Origin of the sequence: Vibrio wakamikoensis (assembly GCF_050337275.1) — a bacterium.
In the GTDB taxonomy this organism is placed as follows: Bacteria; Pseudomonadota; Gammaproteobacteria; order Enterobacterales; family Vibrionaceae; genus Vibrio; species Vibrio chaetopteri.
On the sequence record NZ_JAKJST010000033.1, the window covers coordinates 44029 to 61823 of the forward strand.

A 17795-nucleotide genomic window follows, 5' to 3' on the forward strand; every position below is an offset into this window, starting at 1 on the left:
TAGTTCGTTGAGGGAATAGCAACGTAGGGAAGGGAAGAATGGAAAGTAAAATTCGCGCCGTCGGTAAAATGACCCAAGTGGAAGAGCTAAGACGTGATCAAATTGGGGCTCAGCTAGAGTCGATGCGCCATCAAAGTGAGCAGCTAAGCCAACAGCTCGCAGCATTATCCGAGCTAAAAGCACGCAACTTCCAAGGGGCGACCAAAACCTGCAGTGTGGGGCTGATGAACCTCAACCTGGCTGATCAAATGCTGCAAAAAATGCTGCTTCATCATCAGCAAGAGCAGGCCGTGATGGAAGCTCAGTGTCAGTCAGTTCAAAAACAACTGCAGCAAAAAGCAGCACGAGTGCAAGGCTTAGAGCAGGTGCTAGAGCGCTGGAACAAAAAACAGAATTACGAAAAAGCTAAGCGTGAGCAAAAGCTTATCGAAGATATTATCAACGCCCGTTTCAAGCGTCGCGACCTGTAAATATCTGGACATTTATCCAGTATAAATTACCATTAGCTTAAGAGTTTCGGCTGATGGCAAGCAAAGCATGCAATGGATTATTGATAATCAAACCCTCCTACTTTCAATCACTTCACTAGGCTCAGTGGTCGGTTTTTCCGCCGCCGCAGTACTGCATTTTAAATCTCGTCAGTTGCAAGCTTTGGCAGAGCACAAGGCTGAGTTAGAAGCCTCAGCGCTAGAGCAGCAAATTGAGCGTCTTAGAACCGAATTAAAAGAAGCAAAACAAGAGCTTGATGAGCTTGATGATGAGCGAGATAAGTCGGCATTTGAACTCAAGCAAGCCCATGGCAAGGTCATGGCCGCGATGGAGAAGCTGCGCTATTTCGATGCCGTGAAGCAAGAGCGTCAGCAATACGCCAGCGAACTTGAGCAAGTGAAGCAGCAGCGCGCCCAATCGGAAGCCCAATTGCGTGAGCAGCTTGCCACTTATCAACAGCAGCAGCGCTCTGACAGTGAAAAGCTCGAACTATTGCAGCAATCAGAACTGCGCCTAAAGGAGCAGTTTGAACGCCTCGCCAATCAGGTATTTGAAGCCAAAACCGCCAAAGTCGACGTGCAAAACCGTCAGAGCTTGGAAGGGATTTTAACGCCTCTCAAAGAGCAGCTTGAAGGCTTTAAGAAGCAGGTCAATGACAGTTTTAGCCAAGAAGCCAAAGAGCGTCATACCTTAGTGCACGAACTTAAGAACTTGCAGCGCCTCAATGACCAGATGACCAAAGAGGCGATGAACCTGACTCAGGCATTGAAAGGGGACAACAAACAACAAGGTAACTGGGGTGAGGTAGTACTCGCTCGCGTGCTCGCGGAATCGGGATTGCGCGAAGGCCATGAGTATCAAACCCAGGTGAGCCTGCAAAATGAAGCTGGCAAGCGTTACCAGCCTGATGTGATTGTTCACTTACCTCAAGAGAAGCAGGTGGTGATTGATTCGAAAATGGTGCTGGTGGCCTATGAGCGCTACTTCAATGCAGAAACCGATGCTGAGCGCGCTCGTGCCCTAAGTGACCACTTACTGGCGCTGCGTAATCACATTCGTGGCTTGTCACAAAAAGATTACCATCAGCTCAAAGGCATTCGCTCGCTGGATTACGTACTTATGTTTATCCCAGTCGAACCTGCGTTCCAGGTTGCGATTCAGGCCGATCCAAACTTGGTGAAAGAAGCAATGGAGAGCAACATCATTCTTGTCAGCCCAACCACCTTACTGGTGGCGCTGCGCACTATTGATAATTTATGGCGCAACGACCGACAAAATCAAAATGCTCAAGTCATTGCTGACAAGGCCAGTAAGCTTTACGACAAGCTAAGATTGTTCGTTGATGACATGGAAGGGCTTGGCGGCGCGCTTGATAAAGCCAACCAAAGTTACCAAGGTGCGATGAATAAGTTGGCCACGGGACGCGGCAATGCGATTCGTCAGGCGGAAAGCTTTAAACAGCTTGGTGTTGAGGTAAAACGCTCGATTTCTCCTTCGCTCACAGAAATCGCACAAAATGATGCGCTGGTGGAAAGACAACCAGACATGGATAAAGTAAACTGACCGCTTGCGGCGACAGAGACGTAACGCTGCCCAAGAGGAAGAATAATGACGGAAAGTACTGTGCAATCGAATCAGCTAAATCAACAAGACGACACCACGCACTTCGGCTTTGAAACAGTCGCGAAACAAGAAAAAGTGACGCGCGTTGCGGAAGTGTTCCACTCGGTAGCGGCGAAATACGACATCATGAACGACCTAATGTCGGGCGGTGTCCACCGTTTATGGAAACGCTTCACTATTGATTGCAGTGGTGCAAGACCGGGTCAGCGCATTCTTGACCTAGGTGGCGGTACGGGTGATTTGACCGCAAAGTTCTCTCGTATTGTTGGTGACAAGGGCCATGTGGTACTTGCCGACATTAACAACTCAATGCTCAATGTCGGTCGCGATAAACTGCGTGATACTGGTATCGTTGGCAACGTGCATTACGTGCAAGCGAACGCCGAAGAGCTGCCATTCCCAGACAATTACTTCGACTGTATTACTATCAGTTTTTGCCTACGCAACGTAACCGACAAAGACAAAGCTCTGCGTTCGATGTTCCGCGTATTGAAGCCGGGCGGTCGTCTATTGGTGTTGGAGTTCTCTAAACCTATCGTTGAGCCACTGGCAAAAGTGTATGACGCGTACTCATTCCACTTGCTGCCAAAAATGGGCGAGTTGGTGGCGAATGATGCGGAAAGCTATCGCTATCTTGCGGAATCGATCCGCATGCACCCAGACCAAGATACTCTGGAAGGCATGATGCAAGAGGCGGGCTTTGAACACACCAAATACTACAACCTAACCGGTGGCATTGTAGCCCTGCACCGTGGATACAAATTCTAAGGATTGAGTCATGCCATTTGACCCATTAGTGACCGCGGTGGTGGAAACCACACTGAATACGCTGATCAACGATGACGAAGCGCTGGTCAATCGTGTCACTCGCCTTAAAGGCCAGGTGATTCAAGTTCACCTGCGTGAATTCAACAAATCACTGACCTTTGTGTTCAGTCATCAACTTGATGTGCTGGCTAATTATGAAGGTGAGTCAGATTGTTATCTGTCACTGAACCTTTCTGTGCTGCCTGAGCTTAAAGATCAGGCCAATATCACCAAGCTTATTAAACAAGATAAACTGGAGCTGGAAGGCGATATTCAGTTAGCGCAAAAATTCTCAGCATTGCTGACCGACTGTAAACCGGATATCGAAGAGTGGTTGTCACGCGTAACCGGTGATGTGGTTGCGCACACTGCAGTACAAGGGGTTAAAAACCTGTTTGGTTTTATCGCTTCACAGACGTCAAAGCATCAAGACCATTTCGGCCAGGTGCTCACCGAAGAGTGGAAAATTGCCCCGCCACCGTTGGCGATTGCAGCCTTTTGCGATGATGTCGACGACGTACGCAGCCAAGCTGAGCGACTCAATGCTCGCCTTGATGCGCTGCTAGCAGCCGCTGGCAGTGACAATACCGACTCGGAGCGTGTATGACTCCGAGTGAAATAAAGCGCCTTTATCACATCATCAAGGTACAACTTGAGTATGGCCTTGATGAACTGATGCCAACGCATCAATTAACCAAAGCCCCTCTGCTGGTCAGACGTTCGCTGTTTTGGATGAAGAACAAGCATCCAGAAAAGCCGTTAGGTGAGCGCCTGCGTTTGGCGCTGCAAGAACTCGGTCCGGTGTGGATCAAATTTGGACAGATGATGTCGACGCGTCGCGATCTGTTCCCACCACACATCGCCGACCAACTGGCTCTGCTGCAAGACCAAGTCTCTCCGTTTGATGGTGAGCTAGCTAAGTCGCAAATGGAGTTGGCACTCGGTGGTCCGATTGAAAACTGGTTTGACGATTTTGATATCAAGCCACTGGCGTCTGCGTCTATTGCTCAGGTACATACCGCTAAGCTGAAATCGACCGGCCAAGAGGTCGTACTTAAAGTGATTCGTCCGGATATTCGTCCGGTGATCGATGCCGACCTAAAGCTCATGTATCGCATGGCACGCATCGTGTCGAAGGCGCTGCCCGATGCTCGTAGATTGAAGCCAGTCGAGGTAGTTCGTGAGTATGAAAAGACCTTGCTTGATGAGCTCGATCTGCGCCGAGAAGCAGCCAACGCGATTCAGCTGCGCCGCAATTTCGAAGGCAGCGAAGAGTTGTATGTGCCGGAAGTATTGCCAGATTTTAGCAGCGAAAGCTTGATGGTCTCTGAACGCATCTATGGTATTCAGGTTTCTGATATCCCGACGCTAGAAGCGAATGGCACCAACATGAAGCTACTGGCGGAGCGTGGTGTGAGCGTTTTCTTCACCCAGGTGTTTCGCGATAGCTTCTTCCATGCCGACATGCACCCTGGCAACGTGTTTGTTAGTTATGACCACCCTGAAAACCCACTGTGGATTGGTCTTGACTGCGGTATTGTCGGCACACTCAATAGCGACGACAAGCGCTACCTAGCTGAGAACTTCCTAGCTTTCTTTAATCGAGACTATCGTAAAGTGGCTGAGCTTCATGTGGATTCTGGTTGGGTGCCACGCGATACCAATGTCGACGAGTTCGAGTTTGCGATTCGTATGGTGTGTGAGCCGATTTTTGCTAAGCCACTGTGCGAAATTTCCTTTGGTCATGTACTACTGAACCTCTTCAATACTGCTCGCCGCTTCAATATGGAAGTGCAGCCACAGCTGGTATTGTTGCAGAAGACTCTGCTCTATGTTGAGGGGCTCGGCAGACAGCTTTATCCGCAGCTAGACTTATGGGAGACGGCGAAGCCATTTCTCGAAAACTGGATGATGAATCAAGTTGGACCGCAGGCAGTTATTAACGGTATCAAAGATCGTGCGCCGTTTTGGGCAGAAAAATTGCCGGAACTTCCAGAGTTGCTGTACGATAGCCTGAAACAAGGTAAAGCTATGAATCAGCGCATGGATACCTTGTACCAAGGATACCGTGAAACAAAACGGCAACATGGGACAGGTAAATTTTTGTTTGGCGTTGGTGCAACTTTAATCGTATGCTCCGCCATATTACTTGAAGGACCTTACGATCAGCTGTCAGTTGCATCTGGCGTTGCTGGTATCACATTTTGGTTGTTCAGTTGGCGTACTTACAGGCGTTAAGCGATAAACTCGTATTAAATCATTTGTTTGTTAATCAAGACCCGAGGTAGAAAGAATGGGCGGTATTAGTATTTGGCAACTTCTTATCATTGCAGTGATTGTGATTCTGCTATTTGGAACCAAGAAACTGCGTGGTATTGGCGGCGACTTAGGTGGTGCTGTAAAAGGCTTTAAGAAAGCCATGAGCGAAGATGAGCAAACGGCAAAGAAATCTGACGACAAAGATGCAGATTTTGAACCAAAGAACATTGAGCAACAGAAAACAGACGCTTCTACTGAAACAAAGAAAGATAAAGAGCAGGCATAATTCGTGTTTGATATCGGTTTTTGGGAACTGGTACTCATCTCTGTAGTTGGTTTGGTGGTTCTGGGACCAGAGCGCCTACCAACGGCTATCCGAAGTGTTTCTCGTTTTATCAGCTCAGCAAAAGCGATGGCGAATAACGTCAAAGACGAGCTGTCGCATGAGCTTAAAGTTCAAGAGCTTCAAGAGAACCTGCGAAAAGCTGAGAAAATGGGCATGGAAGACCTCTCACCGGAACTGAAAAGTTCGGTAGAAGAATTGAAGCAGGCGGCAAAAGAAGTCACCCGACCTTACGCAAGTGATAAGGTGACAACTGCAGAACCTGATTCCCGTCCGCAAGAGACGGTGCAACCGGAACCTGCTAAACCTGCCGAGAATGAGTCTCCAGAAAAAGATCTAAACAAGGGCTGAACATCAGCCCTTGTCTGTATATATGTCTCCCGTGGATGGGCCTTTAGTTTGCTCATCTTCACGGTATTTTATTCGAGGTTTTCATGTCTTCCGTCGAACAGACACAGCCTTTGATTAGCCATCTGTTAGAGCTTCGTAACCGACTGCTGCGTGCGATTGTCGCTGTGTTGGTGGTGTTCTTAGCCTTGGTCTATTTCTCTGGCAATATTTACGATTTCGTTTCTAAGCCTTTGGTAGAAAGATTACCAGAGGGGGCGACCATGATTGCTACCGACGTAGCGTCGCCATTCTTCACTCCGCTCAAACTTACTTTGATCGCATCGGTGTTTGTGGCCGTGCCTTATATTCTTTATCAGGTATGGGCTTTTGTCGCACCTGGCTTGTACAAGCATGAGAAAAAGCTGGTCATGCCATTGATGTTCTCGAGCTCGCTGCTGTTTTATTGCGGCGTTGCGTTTGCGTACTTTGTGGTATTTCCGCTGGTGTTTGGCTTTTTCACCGCGATATCGCTTGGCGGCGTAGAATTCGCGACCGATATCTCCAGCTATCTGGATTTTGTATTGGCGCTATTTTTGGCATTTGGTATTGCGTTTGAAGTACCTGTGGCCATTATTTTGTTGTGTTGGACAGGGGCGACGGATGTTGAAAGCTTGAAGCAAAAGCGTCCGTATATCGTAGTTGGAGCGTTTATCGTGGGGATGCTCCTCACTCCGCCGGATATGATTTCGCAAACTCTGCTAGCGATTCCTATGTGTTTGCTGTTTGAAGTGGGACTGTTCTTTGCACGCTTCTATACACGTAAGACAGATGACAGCGAAGAGGCTGAGCAAGAGTAAAGCTTGTGATGGATTGATGACATCATCTTAGATGTAAAAATAGCGGCCTAGGCCGCTATTTTTTTCTCTGCATTCTTTGTCGTGGCAATCTTTGTTGCAGTAATACTGGCTTCTTCATTCTGACAACTGAGCTTTGAGGTTAGCGGATTTTCAGAACGTAACCGCAATTAGAGCATACATACACTTCTTTCACGCCCATTAGCTTTTGCCAAAATGTGCGATGCTGACGTTGTAATAGATTTCCATGTTGGCACATACTCCACCTCCGAGATAGAACTGCGTGATCTCTGCCACGTTTCCTTTGTCGGTAGTGGCATATAAAATTGATGCATATTCTACGTTAACTTGAGGTTGTCTTGTGTACACCAAACTCGATCTCCGTCACGGAATGAGTAATAAATTATGAAAAACTACAATGAAAACAGTGATTTTGCATTGTTTGTTGTTATCTGTGCCACTTTTTTACTACTCAATTCGGTGAGATCCGCTATGCGTTTTAGCACCAGTTCAGTATACGCAGGCTCATTGCGTTTTCCACGATGTGGCACTGGTGCTAGGTAAGGGCAGTCGGTTTCTAGAATCACTTTGCTCAAATCTAGCTCAGGAATCACTTTGTCCATGCCTGAATTTTTAAAGGTAGAGACACCACCTAGGCCAAGGTGAAAGCCAAGAGCGTTAATGGCTTTCGCTTCTTCAATTGTGCCGCCGAAGCAGTGGAACACGCCGCACAAGTCGCCGTTTTGCTCTGATCTAAGTAGAGCCAAAGTTTCTTCAATCGAATCTCGTGTATGGATCACTACAGGCAGATCCATCTCTTTGGCCCAATTCAACTGAGTGATGAAGGCATGCTCCTGCTCCTTGCGGTAGGTTTTATCCCAGTACAAGTCGATACCAATTTCACCTACAGCAATAAAGTTATGCTTGTCGAACCAAGAATGGATGGTGTCGAGCGTTTGATCGACATTAGCATCGACATAGCATGGATGCAGACCCATCATCGAGCGGCATACTTGAGGATAAGCCGCTTCGGTAGCCAGCATTGGCTCAATGGAGTCGAGATCGATGTTGGGTAGCAAAATATGCTCAATACCGGCATCAAGTGCGCGCTGTACCACTTCATCACGGTCTTGGTCGAATTCAGAGGCGTAAATATGGGCGTGTGTATCTATCATGGCTAACTAAATTTGGTGAGTAATATGTTCAGTATATCGTTTGTGGTTTAGCATTTTCCAATTTTACTACTAGCATGAACATGCGAGAGTGATATGCTTGATTTTCGCATTTTTCCAGACAAGGAGAGAAAGGTGTCTGTATCGATTCAAGGTCAATTTCCAGCACGCCGTATGCGCCGTATGCGCAAACATGACTTTAGCCGACGTTTAATGGCAGAGAATAAGGTGTCGGTGGATGACTTGATCTACCCAATGTTCATTCTAATGGGCAAAAATCGCCGCGAAACAGTGGAGTCCATGCCTGGGGTTGAGCGTCTTTCTATTGATTTGATGCTAGAAGAAGCCGAATATCTAGCAAAACTGGGCGTACCTGCCATTGCGCTGTTCCCAGTAGTTAACCAAGATGCAAAAAGTCTCTGTGCGGCGGAAGCCTATAATCCAGAAGGCTTGGTGCAGCGCGCTGTGCGCTCACTAAAGGAAAATGTGCCACAAATGGGCGTAATCACAGACGTAGCGTTAGATCCGTTTACGACTCATGGTCAAGACGGCATTATCGATGAAGATGGTTACGTACAGAATGATGAAACTACTGATGTGCTCATCAAACAAGCCTTGTCCCATGCAGAAGCTGGCGTAGATGTCGTTGCGCCGTCGGATATGATGGATGGTCGTATTGGTCGTATTCGTGAAGCGTTAGAAGAAGCGGGTCATGTACATACACAGATCATGGCTTACTCGGCGAAATATGCATCAAACTACTATGGTCCATTCCGAGATGCTGTCGGTTCGGCCTCCAACCTTAAGGGCGGTGATAAGAAAAATTACCAGATGGATCCTGCCAACAGTGATGAAGCCTTGCATGAAGTTGCGATGGACATCAATGAAGGTGCGGATATGGTGATGGTCAAGCCAGGTATGCCATACCTAGACGTGGTGCGTCGTGTGAAAAGCGAGCTTCAGGTACCGACGTTTGCTTATCAAGTCTCTGGTGAGTATGCAATGCACAAAGCCGCGATTCAAAATGGTTGGCTAAAAGAGCGTGAAACGGTACTTGAATCACTGCTGTGCTTTAAGCGCGCCGGTGCGGATGGCATTCTGACTTACTTTGCCAAAGATGTGGCGGAGTGGTTGGCACAAGATAGCCAGCAAGATTAATAAACATCGCGACATTAGAAGCCGGCATTACGCCGGTTTTTTTGTGCTCAGAAATTAAATGATAAATATTCTCAATTAGTGGTTGACGCATTAAATGAGAATGATTACTATTAACTCGTCCTAAGGGAAAAGGTTAAACAACTAGCGACATGGCTCAGTTCACTTAATCGGTTCTTTTTTGACACGACATTGCTCACATTGCTTCCAGTGTATTTATAGCTTTTGGTTGGTTAGCCGTACTCGTTAAACGAGATAACCTCCTTAAATTATTGCTAGGCGACACCTTTGGTGTCGCTTTTTTTCTATCTACTCTTTGCAGATTAATTGCACACTCTGACTAGAATATAATCCTATCGCTGACATTAAACGCAAAATTAGGTTTTCCACATGGCATGATCCGAGAAGGATCATGGGAAGGGTGGGGGATCTGATATTTAATGCTTTAATTACAGTGGCTTATATTTGTTTTTTGATGACCTTGAATAACTTTATCATTTGTTAAAACAACTCTATAAACAGATTTATCCACAGGCTGAGGGGTGCGAGAGCGCAGTTTAATTTGGTAACTGTGTATATAGACAGTGAAAGAGCGTAGCATCGCGCTGCGAGTCATGGCATCCTTATAGATCACTACCAAAAATTTTGGACGACTAAACATGGCGCAAATACCAGACAACCCATTGATCCTTATCGATGGTTCTTCTTATCTCTATCGAGCATTTCATGCTTATCCAGAAACGATGAGCAATGGCGAAATCCCAACCAATGCGGTTTACGGTGTTGTTAACATGCTAAGAAGCATGATGCGTCAGTTTGCCTCTGATCGTATCGCGGTGGTGTTTGATGCCAAAGGCAAAACATTCCGTGATGATATGTACCCTGAGTACAAGGCAAACCGTCCGCCTATGCCGGATGATCTTCGTTGCCAAATTGAACCTTTGCATAAAGTGATTCGTGCTATGGGTCTACCGCTTATCTGTGTACCTGGCGTGGAAGCGGATGATGTCATTGGTACTTTGGCGCATCAAGCTTCACAAGCGAGTATGCCAGTATTGATCAGCACGGGCGATAAAGATATGGCTCAACTGGTTGATGACAACGTTACCCTTATCAACACCATGACCAATGTGGTGATGGACAGAGCAGGCGTAGTGGATAAGTTTGGTATTCCACCTGAGCTTATTATCGACTATCTGGCACTGATGGGCGATAAAGTGGATAACATCCCAGGTGTACCAGGCGTAGGTGACAAAACAGCAACAGCACTATTGCAAGGTATCGGCGGCATTAAAGACCTATACGATAGACTCGATGATATCGCCCCTCTTGGCTTTCGTGGTTCAAAAACCATGGCTAAGAAGCTTACCGAGAACAAAGAAAATGCATTACTTTCTTATGATCTGGCGACCATCAAACTGGATGTGGAACTCGATTGCACGCCTGAATCTCTGCTGAAAGAGACACCAAACGTTGATGAGCTGACCAAGCTGTACGGCCAATTGACCTTTAAATCTTGGCTCAATGAGCTTCTTGAAGGCGGCACAGGTGAAGTGCAAGCGGTGGAGAGTGCAGCAAAACGTATTTCTAGCGATGATGATGCTCCAGCGATGGACACATCAGCAGTAAAAATTGACCGCAGCCAGTACGAAACCATCCTAACCGAAGAGCAGTTTGCTGAGTGGCTAGAGAAGCTAAAATCGGCTTCTGTGATTGCGTTTGATACTGAGACGGACAGCTTAGATTATATGGTGGCGAATCTTATCGGTCTGTCGTTTGCGACCGAAGAAGGCGTGGCCGCTTATCTGCCTGTTGCTCACGACTACATGGGCGCACCAGAGCAGCTTGACCGTGATTGGGTTCTTGAGCAATTAAAGCCGTTGCTTGAAGACGACAACGTAGTGAAAGTCGGTCAAAACCTGAAGTATGACGCCAGTGTGATTACACGCTATGGTATTGAGCTTAAGGGCATTAAATACGACACCATGCTTGCTTCTTACGTCTACAACAGCGTCGGCGGTAAGCACGATATGGACAGCTTGGCACTGCGCTTTTTGCAGCATAGCTGCATCTCATTCGAGCAAATTGCCGGTAAAGGCAAATCGAAACTGACTTTCAACCAAATCGAGATGGATCAGGCAGCACCATACGCGGCAGAAGATGCGGATGTGACTTTGCGTCTTCACCAGCGCATCAATGCAGAGCTTGAGAAAAACGAAGCACTGAATCGTGTCTATCAAGACATCGAAGTACCGTTGGTGCCTGTGTTATCTCGTATCGAGCGCACCGGTGTACTGATTGATGACATGCTTTTGGGCGCTCAATCTCAAGAGATCGCGGCGCGTCTTGATGAGCTGGAGCAGAAAGCCTATGAGATTGCTGGCGAAGAGTTTAACTTGAGCTCGCCTAAGCAGCTGCAAGCGATCTTCTTTGAGAAAATGGGCTTGCCGGTACTTAAGAAAACGCCATCAGGCGCACCTTCTACCAATGAAGAGGTGCTGCAAGAGTTGGCGTTGGATTACCCACTGCCTAAGTTGATTTTGGAGTATCGCGGCCTAGCTAAACTCAAGTCCACCTACACAGACAAGCTACCGAAGATGATCAACCCAGAAACGGGTCGAGTACACACGTCTTATCATCAGGCTGTCACTGCAACCGGTCGTTTGTCATCGACCGATCCAAACTTGCAGAATATTCCTATCCGTAACGATGAAGGCCGACGCATTCGTCAGGCGTTTGTGGCTCCGCATGGCTGGAAGATCCTTGCGGTGGATTACTCTCAGATTGAACTTCGTATCATGGCGCACTTGTCAGGTGATAAGGCGCTACTGGATGCGTTTAGACAAGGTAAAGATATCCACGCTGCCACAGCGGCGGAGATCATTGGTGTCGATATTGAGCAAGTCACCAGTGAACAGCGTCGCCGTGCCAAAGCGGTTAACTTCGGACTTATCTATGGCATGAGTGCGTTTGGTCTGTCTAAGCAGCTCGGTATTCCTCGTGGTGAGGCGCAGCAATATATGGATACTTACTTCGAGCGTTATCCAGGCGTGATGCAGTATATGGAAGACACGCGAGCGTTAGCGAGTGAGAAAGGCTACGTTGAAACCATCTTTGGCCGCAGACTGCACTTACCTGAGATTAAGTCTCGTAATGGTATGCGTCGCAAAGCGGCGGAGCGTGCGGCAATCAATGCGCCAATGCAAGGTACTGCCGCGGACATCATTAAGAAAGCGATGTTGTTGGTGGATGAATGGATCCAAGCTGAAGGTGATGGCAAGGTGAAACTACTGATGCAAGTGCACGATGAACTGGTCTTTGAAGTGGAATCGTCATCTTTAGGCGAAATTGAAAGTAAAGTACAAAAATTGATGGAATCTGCAGCAGAATTGGCTGTTCCACTTGTTGCTGACTCTGGTCACGGAGACAACTGGGATCAGGCTCATTAGTCATATTTTGAGCTAAATTATTAAATTAACATGAGCCAGCGCACAGTCGCTGGCTTTTTTTTGATGTTAAAAAAGTTCATGCATCTAAGCGACTTATGTCTATTAACAAAAACTTCATGAAAAAAAACTACAAAAATAGTTTCATTTTCTGATCACTTGTTGTACATTAGAACGCGTAGGGTACAGAGGTAAGATGTTCTATCTTTCAGACCTTTTGTTTCACGTTATTGGATTAGGCTGATTCAGCCGCCCCAGTCAGTATTTGACTGGGGCGTTTTTTCTTGTGGCAAAGAAAATTTTTTAGCGCCCTTCTTCTCACTTTTCTCTCTTCGTCATTACGACATTTGATTACCAAATTCTGTAATTAAACGACCTTCACACTTTGTATAATTCTCAACTAGAATCAAGCGTAGAAAAGCAGCGAGTAACCAGGGTTTTACTATCTGAAATATAAGACTTTATTGGGTTGTGAGTATTGTGGGAATTGGGATGGTAAGAGAAGACTAGCTCACACTTTGTATGGCTGGTGATTGCATTGTTTGAAAGCTTCATAGATGCTTGGAACAAACAATAATACTAAATCTTCTCTCTCCCATTGCCCTGCCAGGAAGGCGGGGCGTTTTGTTTCTGTAGAACGATGTTTTACTACCGAAAGATAGTTTTACCACTAAAAGATAGTTTACCACCAAAGATAGTTAAGCGTCTTGCTCACCACCTTCTAAATCGTCAGATTGCTCAAGGTGTGCAAACGCTGGCGCAAACCAGGTGTCGAGTTTATTTCGTAATTGATCAACACCGATGCCTTTTAGTGACGAAAACGGATCGACTTGCACATCACCGCCAAACGCCAGTGCTGCCTCACGTATCTTCAACACTTGTGCTTTGCGAGCACCACTTTTCAATTTGTCTGCTTTCGTCAGAAGAACCTGAACTGGAATACCAGACTCAACAGCCCATTCAATTAACTGCTGGTCAAGATCTTTCATTGGGTGACGAATGTCCATCAGTACCACTAGGCCTTTCAGGCAACGACGTTTCTGCAAATATTCGCCTAGCGATTTTTGCCATTTCTTTTTCATCTCAAGAGGAACTTGAGCAAAGCCGTATCCAGGTAAGTCAACGATGTGACAACCTTCGTCAACCTTGAAAAGGTTAATCAATTGGGTACGGCCTGGTGTTTTACTGGTTTTCGCCAGCGCTCTTTGGTTAGTAAGGCGGTTCAGTGAACTGGATTTACCTGCATTGGAGCGTCCTGCAAACGCAATTTCGATCCCTTCATCCTCTGGCAAGTGACGAATATCGGGTGCACTTGTAATGAAATGCGTGTTTTGATAATGAATTTTTACGCTCACTGTTAACTCCATCTCGACTTTGTGTAGTCGATTGATTACTTTTTTGTGAAATTGTGTAAAATAACCGTGCTCGGCATATGGCCACACATTGTACCATGATCGGTATTAATTGCCCGCGTTACCTTATTTTGTCCCTTTGACACCAATCTGTAGGGTTTAGCGAGGCGTATAGTGGTACTGGAAGCTTGATAATTATAATGGAATGTCATGAAAAAATTAGCGCTAATCTTGAGTCTTGTAGTCAGCTGCTCAGTATGGGCCCAAGGCGATATTGAAGCTGGTAAAGCAAAATCCCAAACGTGTGTAGCGTGTCATGGAGCGGACGGTAACAGTCTGCTAACGATGTACCCAAGCATCGCAGGACAGCACGCAAAATATATTGAAAAACAACTGAAAGACCTAAAGCTTGGTATGACAAGTGGCGGTAAACAAGGTCGTTATGATCCTGTGATGAGTGGTATGGCAATGCCACTGTCTGAGGAAGATATGGCGGATCTTGCGGCTTACTATGCGTCTATGCCAATCGCAGCCAATAGTACCCCTGAAAATGTGGTCGAAGTGGGTAAAGTTCTTTACACCGCTGGTGATGCTGAGCGTGGAATTACCGCGTGTATTGCTTGTCACGGCCCTCGTGGTAACGGCACTGAGCTATCAGGATTCCCTAAAATTTCTGGTCAGCATGCTGATTATGTGAAATCACAACTAGAGAAATTCCGCAGCGGCGATCGTGCCAACGACATGAACGCTATGATGCGTGATATCGCCAAAAAGCTGAACGACGAAGATATCGACGTTCTTTCTAAATACGTGGGCGGTCTTCACTAATCCGAACCGCGTTACAAAAACTAGCAGCCTAACCTAGTTTGTTTAATGTCTAAACGGGTTTCTTTAACGCCAAACCGAGCTTGCAATGCCTCTTCTGATGAAGGGGCATTGTTGTTTTTGGTGCTTGGGTAGCGTTGTTGTTGGTAGATCTGTTGGTAGTGGTGTCACGCACTGGGTGATTCAGATCTCACTTCGATCTTGATGCTCTTTGAGCGTGATTGGCGAGTTATCCAGATGCTTTGTGAGATATTTGCCATACTTGTTAGCGCAAAATTTCCGTTAATAATTATTAAGTTTATGATTTATATTGCTTTAATTGTTTGTGTATTGTTGCGAACTAGAAAAAACGTTGTGCTTGGTTGTCTTCCATTCTGAGTCAGGTAAATTGTTCCTTGTCGACAGGATGCTGACACAAGGATTTCAGACCAAGAAGGTCTTCAAGGATGTTTGGCGAGGAGCGCCAAAAATAATAATAAGGATATTGCTCAGACTCGGAGTGTGGGCAGATACGGATGATCGACTATTCTCAGGATGAGAAAACAAATGGACAGGGTTTAGGAAGAACTCGAGCAAAAGGTTTTGCCAGGGATCGTGAAAACGCATCAGGACGATGACAAACAAGAATTAGCAGTGGAAGCACAAATAACAAATGGATATTTGTGAGGCATTCAAAGAGTGCCAACAATTTCACCCCTATGGTGATGGAAAGCGACAGGTCCGCCTGTCGCTTTTTTTACGTCTGAAATTGACATGTAAATGATAACTAATTTCATTTGCCTTGAAATGATTGTTGAGAACGATTATCATCGATGCCTCTATGCATGGAGGCAGTATGGACAATCGAAACAATCATCAAAGCGTTCCCTTAGATGTACCGAGCAAACTGCTCAAGCCGCTGTGGTTTCGCAGTCGTGAAAGTTTGCTGGATGATGGCATCATCTATGACCCCATCGCTGCCCATGCATGTCGCCGTTGCCAACTGGCGCCCGATTGCCTCACGGGTAACGTTGACCAAAGTCAGTTATTGCATGCCACCTTAACTCAGCTTTGCGATTTGCAAGTAAAGCGATTTCTTGAGACCAACCCTGATGGTTGGGTTATTAATGTCGGCGCGCGCCTTGATACCCGTTTCTACCGTTTGGACAATGGCCGCTGTCATTGGCTTGAAGTCGATACCAATGAGCATTTGGTGTGGCGCCAACGGTTGTTTCACAAAAGCGAGCGGTACTCACTCATCTGTGGCTCGATTGATGATATGAGCTGGTTGTCGACGCTATTGATTCCTGCCGACAAACCGATTCTAGTTGTATGTGAACATGCTCTACTGGAACAAACTGAGACTCGAATAGCGCACTTTGTGCAAGCCATCGGGTGTCACTTTCAACATGCCAAAGCCTGCTTGGTGCTGGCCGGTGACCTCACAGCGAGTCACTTAGGGCAAAAGATGGGGTGTGAGCGTTATCAACATGGCATGAGAAAGCCGCTTGATAAGTTGCTTCATTGGCTACCGTGGACATACAAAGTCTCGATTGAATCGCCCATCGACAAGCATTGTCAACGCTGGTCTCGTTGGCAGCGAGTGGTGGCGAAGCTGCCCATCTATCGACATCGTCTCACGCCGAACATCGTCAATATTGAGTGGTAGTTGCGGTGCTCGCCTGTAAATAACGTTACTATAGCGCTTCAAGTATCCTTTCCACTAAAGCATTTCTAGTGGAGTCTCGACGTGCTGGAGTGTTCGTGTTTCAACAATCAATTACCATTTTGTCTGATCTGCCCTTGCACCGCCGAGTCTTGCTATTGGCCATTCCTATGGTGCTATCCAATATTACTGTCCCGCTATTAGGACTGGTTGACGCCGCTGTGATTGGCCACCTAGAGCACGCCTGGTATTTAGGTGGCGTTGCGCTTGGCAGCACCATGATAAGTGTCACCTTCTGGCTGCTGGGTTTTTTGAGAATGTCGACCACAGGCCTCGCCGCTCAAAGTTATGGCGCTAATGATACGCGCCAGCTTGCGCTGGTGTTTTTGCAGGGGAGTCTTATGGCATTGGGGTTTGCTGCGCTGTTCTTACTCGTGCATACCTCTCTCGCTGATGTTATTTTTTCGTTTAGCTCTGCCAGTGAAGAAGTGAAGCATTATGGTTATCAGTATTTTGCGATAAGAGCTTGGAGTGCCCCTGCAGCGTTGATGAATTTTGTGCTTCTTGGCTGGTTACTAGGGACACAAAACGCGAAAGCGCCAATGTGGATGGTGATCATTACTAACCTGGTAAATATCGGCCTTGATGTCTTGTTTGTCATTGGTTTGGGGTGGAAAGTCGAAGGCGCGGCCTTGGCGTCGGTCATTGCTGACTACTCAGGTTGTGCATTTGGCCTATGGTGTGCCGCGCGCACTTGGCGTCAAAGAGTCCTGCCAAATGTGCTGCAATTGGCCTCTGATGTGAGTCAGGATATTGGACGTTTTGTGAAGCTCAATCGTGACATCTTTCTTCGTTCATTGTGCCTACAAGCTACTTTTAGTTTTATGACCTTTCAGGGCGCAGCATTTGGAGATGATATCGTCGCGGCGAATGCGGTATTGATGAGCTTCTTGATGCTCATTTCTTATGGCATGGATGGTTTCGCTTACGCTATGGAAGCTATGGTAGGCAAAGCGATTGGTGCCAAGAGTCGCAGTCAGCTCATTGATTCGCTTGTCGTGACCTTTTTCTGGAGTGCGGTTATTTGTGTGCTGCTGACACTGGTATTTGCAGGTTTAGGGAGTGATTTGATTGCGATGATTACTTCCATCGCCGCAGTGCAAACGCAAGCGGAATTCTTCTTACCTTGGCTGGTTGCTATGCCGCTGGTGTCCATGTGGTGCTTTCTATTTGATGGTATTTTTGTGGGCGCGACAAAAGGCAGAGATATGCGCAATAGTATGTTTGCCGCCACGTGTTGTTTCTTTGCTTTGTTTTTTGCCGCCAGCAGTTTAGGAAATCATGCACTTTGGTTCGCGATGCTCAGCTTTATGGGTATTCGAGGTCTGGGGTTGGCGGTGATATTTATTTACCAGTGGCGTCGCGGTCAGTTTTTACTGGCTTAGCGTTTCATCTGCGTAGAAGGAAAAACAAAGGCGACATGATGTCGCCTTTG

15 protein-coding genes and 1 pseudogene are annotated in these 17795 nt (G+C 46.7%); 14 read left to right on the plus strand and 2 right to left on the minus strand.

Annotated elements, in window-relative coordinates:
* Positions 1 to 38 precede the first annotated feature (38 nt).
* The 8 genes and pseudogenes from fliJ to tatC all read left to right on the plus strand — a co-directional run bounded on the left by fliJ (position 39) and on the right by tatC (position 6708).
* Positions 39 to 470, plus strand: a complete 432-nt coding sequence (gene fliJ, locus L4C42_RS19325; RefSeq protein ID WP_353497387.1) for a flagellar export protein FliJ — start codon at positions 39 to 41, stop codon at positions 468 to 470.
* A 250-nt stretch (positions 471 to 720) separates the two neighbouring features.
* A pseudogene (gene rmuC, locus L4C42_RS19330) lies at positions 721 to 2052 on the plus strand (DNA recombination protein RmuC); the annotation flags it as partial.
* A 45-nt stretch (positions 2053 to 2097) separates the two neighbouring features.
* Positions 2098 to 2880: a bifunctional demethylmenaquinone methyltransferase/2-methoxy-6-polyprenyl-1,4-benzoquinol methylase UbiE gene (gene ubiE, locus L4C42_RS19335; protein WP_429761630.1), complete on the plus strand. Its 783-nt coding sequence runs from the start codon at positions 2098 to 2100 to the stop codon at positions 2878 to 2880.
* A 10-nt stretch (positions 2881 to 2890) separates the two neighbouring features.
* Positions 2891 to 3526 (plus strand): ubiquinone biosynthesis accessory factor UbiJ, encoded by a 636-nt coding sequence (locus L4C42_RS19340; RefSeq protein WP_429761631.1) that lies wholly within the window; start codon positions 2891 to 2893, stop codon positions 3524 to 3526.
* The gene (gene ubiB, locus L4C42_RS19345; protein ID WP_353497383.1) at positions 3523 to 5157 is read left to right on the plus strand and encodes a ubiquinone biosynthesis regulatory protein kinase UbiB; all 1635 of its coding nucleotides are present in this window, start codon (positions 3523 to 3525) and stop codon (positions 5155 to 5157) included. The genes L4C42_RS19340 and ubiB overlap by 4 nt, the downstream gene beginning before the upstream one ends.
* A gap of 55 nt (positions 5158 to 5212) precedes the next feature.
* Positions 5213 to 5464, plus strand: coding sequence for a Sec-independent protein translocase subunit TatA (gene tatA / locus L4C42_RS19350; RefSeq protein ID WP_353497382.1), 252 nt, complete (start codon positions 5213 to 5215; stop codon positions 5462 to 5464).
* Positions 5465 to 5467: 3 nt separating this feature from the next.
* A complete protein-coding gene (gene tatB / locus L4C42_RS19355; protein WP_418641802.1) occupies positions 5468 to 5872 on the plus strand; it encodes a Sec-independent protein translocase protein TatB in 405 nt (134 codons plus the stop codon).
* A gap of 83 nt (positions 5873 to 5955) precedes the next feature.
* Complete coding sequence (gene tatC, locus L4C42_RS19360; RefSeq protein ID WP_353497381.1) at positions 5956 to 6708, plus strand: twin-arginine translocase subunit TatC; 753 nt, start codon at positions 5956 to 5958, stop codon at positions 6706 to 6708.
* Positions 6709 to 7118: 410 nt separating this feature from the next.
* On the opposite strand, the gene L4C42_RS19365 is transcribed toward tatC, so the two are convergent.
* Positions 7119 to 7880 carry a TatD family hydrolase gene (locus tag L4C42_RS19365; protein ID WP_429761632.1) on the minus strand — a complete coding sequence of 254 codons (762 nt, stop codon included), beginning with the start codon at positions 7878 to 7880 and terminating at the stop codon, positions 7119 to 7121.
* 132 nt (positions 7881 to 8012) lie between these two features.
* Here L4C42_RS19365 and hemB point away from each other — a divergent pair, with 132 nt between their 5' ends.
* From hemB to spfP, 3 genes are all read left to right on the plus strand, one after another.
* Positions 8013 to 9035: a porphobilinogen synthase gene (gene hemB, locus L4C42_RS19370; protein WP_429761633.1), complete on the plus strand. Its 1023-nt coding sequence runs from the start codon at positions 8013 to 8015 to the stop codon at positions 9033 to 9035.
* 656 nt (positions 9036 to 9691) lie between these two features.
* Complete coding sequence (gene polA / locus L4C42_RS19375) at positions 9692 to 12481, plus strand: DNA polymerase I (RefSeq protein WP_418641801.1); 2790 nt, start codon at positions 9692 to 9694, stop codon at positions 12479 to 12481.
* Between the two features lie 193 nt (positions 12482 to 12674).
* A complete protein-coding gene (gene spfP, locus L4C42_RS23505; protein WP_438356636.1) occupies positions 12675 to 12722 on the plus strand; it encodes a small protein SpfP in 48 nt (15 codons plus the stop codon).
* A gap of 454 nt (positions 12723 to 13176) precedes the next feature.
* On the opposite strand, the gene yihA is transcribed toward spfP, so the two are convergent.
* On the minus strand, positions 13177 to 13845 hold the full coding sequence (gene yihA, locus L4C42_RS19380; RefSeq protein WP_353497377.1) for a ribosome biogenesis GTP-binding protein YihA/YsxC: 669 nt from the start codon (positions 13843 to 13845) through the stop codon (positions 13177 to 13179).
* 195 nt (positions 13846 to 14040) lie between these two features.
* Here yihA and L4C42_RS19385 point away from each other — a divergent pair, with 195 nt between their 5' ends.
* The 3 genes from L4C42_RS19385 to dinF all read left to right on the plus strand — a co-directional run bounded on the left by L4C42_RS19385 (position 14041) and on the right by dinF (position 17745).
* Positions 14041 to 14658, plus strand: coding sequence for a c-type cytochrome (locus tag L4C42_RS19385; protein WP_353497376.1), 618 nt, complete (start codon positions 14041 to 14043; stop codon positions 14656 to 14658).
* A gap of 832 nt (positions 14659 to 15490) precedes the next feature.
* Entirely contained in the window at positions 15491 to 16303 is an 813-nt protein-coding gene (locus tag L4C42_RS19390; protein WP_353497375.1) for a class I SAM-dependent methyltransferase, read from the plus strand.
* 95 nt (positions 16304 to 16398) lie between these two features.
* Positions 16399 to 17745 (plus strand): MATE family efflux transporter DinF, encoded by a 1347-nt coding sequence (dinF, locus tag L4C42_RS19395; protein ID WP_353497374.1) that lies wholly within the window; start codon positions 16399 to 16401, stop codon positions 17743 to 17745.
* Positions 17746 to 17795 lie beyond the last annotated feature (50 nt).

Excerpts from the sequence above, each read along its gene's own strand:
- fliJ (WP_353497387.1), top strand. The coding sequence starts at position 39 with ATGGAAAGTAAAATTCGCGCCGTCGGTAAAATGACCCAAGTGGAAGAG.
- ubiE (WP_429761630.1), top strand. The coding sequence starts at position 2,098 with ATGACGGAAAGTACTGTGCAATCGAATCAGCTAAATCAACAAGACGAC.
- L4C42_RS19340 (WP_429761631.1), top strand. The coding sequence starts at position 2,891 with ATGCCATTTGACCCATTAGTGACCGCGGTGGTGGAAACCACACTGAAT.
- ubiB (WP_353497383.1), top strand. The coding sequence starts at position 3,523 with ATGACTCCGAGTGAAATAAAGCGCCTTTATCACATCATCAAGGTACAA.
- tatA (WP_353497382.1), top strand. The coding sequence starts at position 5,213 with ATGGGCGGTATTAGTATTTGGCAACTTCTTATCATTGCAGTGATTGTG.
- tatC (WP_353497381.1), top strand. The coding sequence starts at position 5,956 with ATGTCTTCCGTCGAACAGACACAGCCTTTGATTAGCCATCTGTTAGAG.
- L4C42_RS19365 (WP_429761632.1), bottom strand. The coding sequence starts at position 7,880 with ATGATAGATACACACGCCCATATTTACGCCTCTGAATTCGACCAAGAC.
- polA (WP_418641801.1), top strand. The coding sequence starts at position 9,692 with ATGGCGCAAATACCAGACAACCCATTGATCCTTATCGATGGTTCTTCT.
- yihA (WP_353497377.1), bottom strand. The coding sequence starts at position 13,845 with ATGGAGTTAACAGTGAGCGTAAAAATTCATTATCAAAACACGCATTTC.
- L4C42_RS19385 (WP_353497376.1), top strand. The coding sequence starts at position 14,041 with ATGAAAAAATTAGCGCTAATCTTGAGTCTTGTAGTCAGCTGCTCAGTA.
- L4C42_RS19390 (WP_353497375.1), top strand. The coding sequence starts at position 15,491 with ATGGACAATCGAAACAATCATCAAAGCGTTCCCTTAGATGTACCGAGC.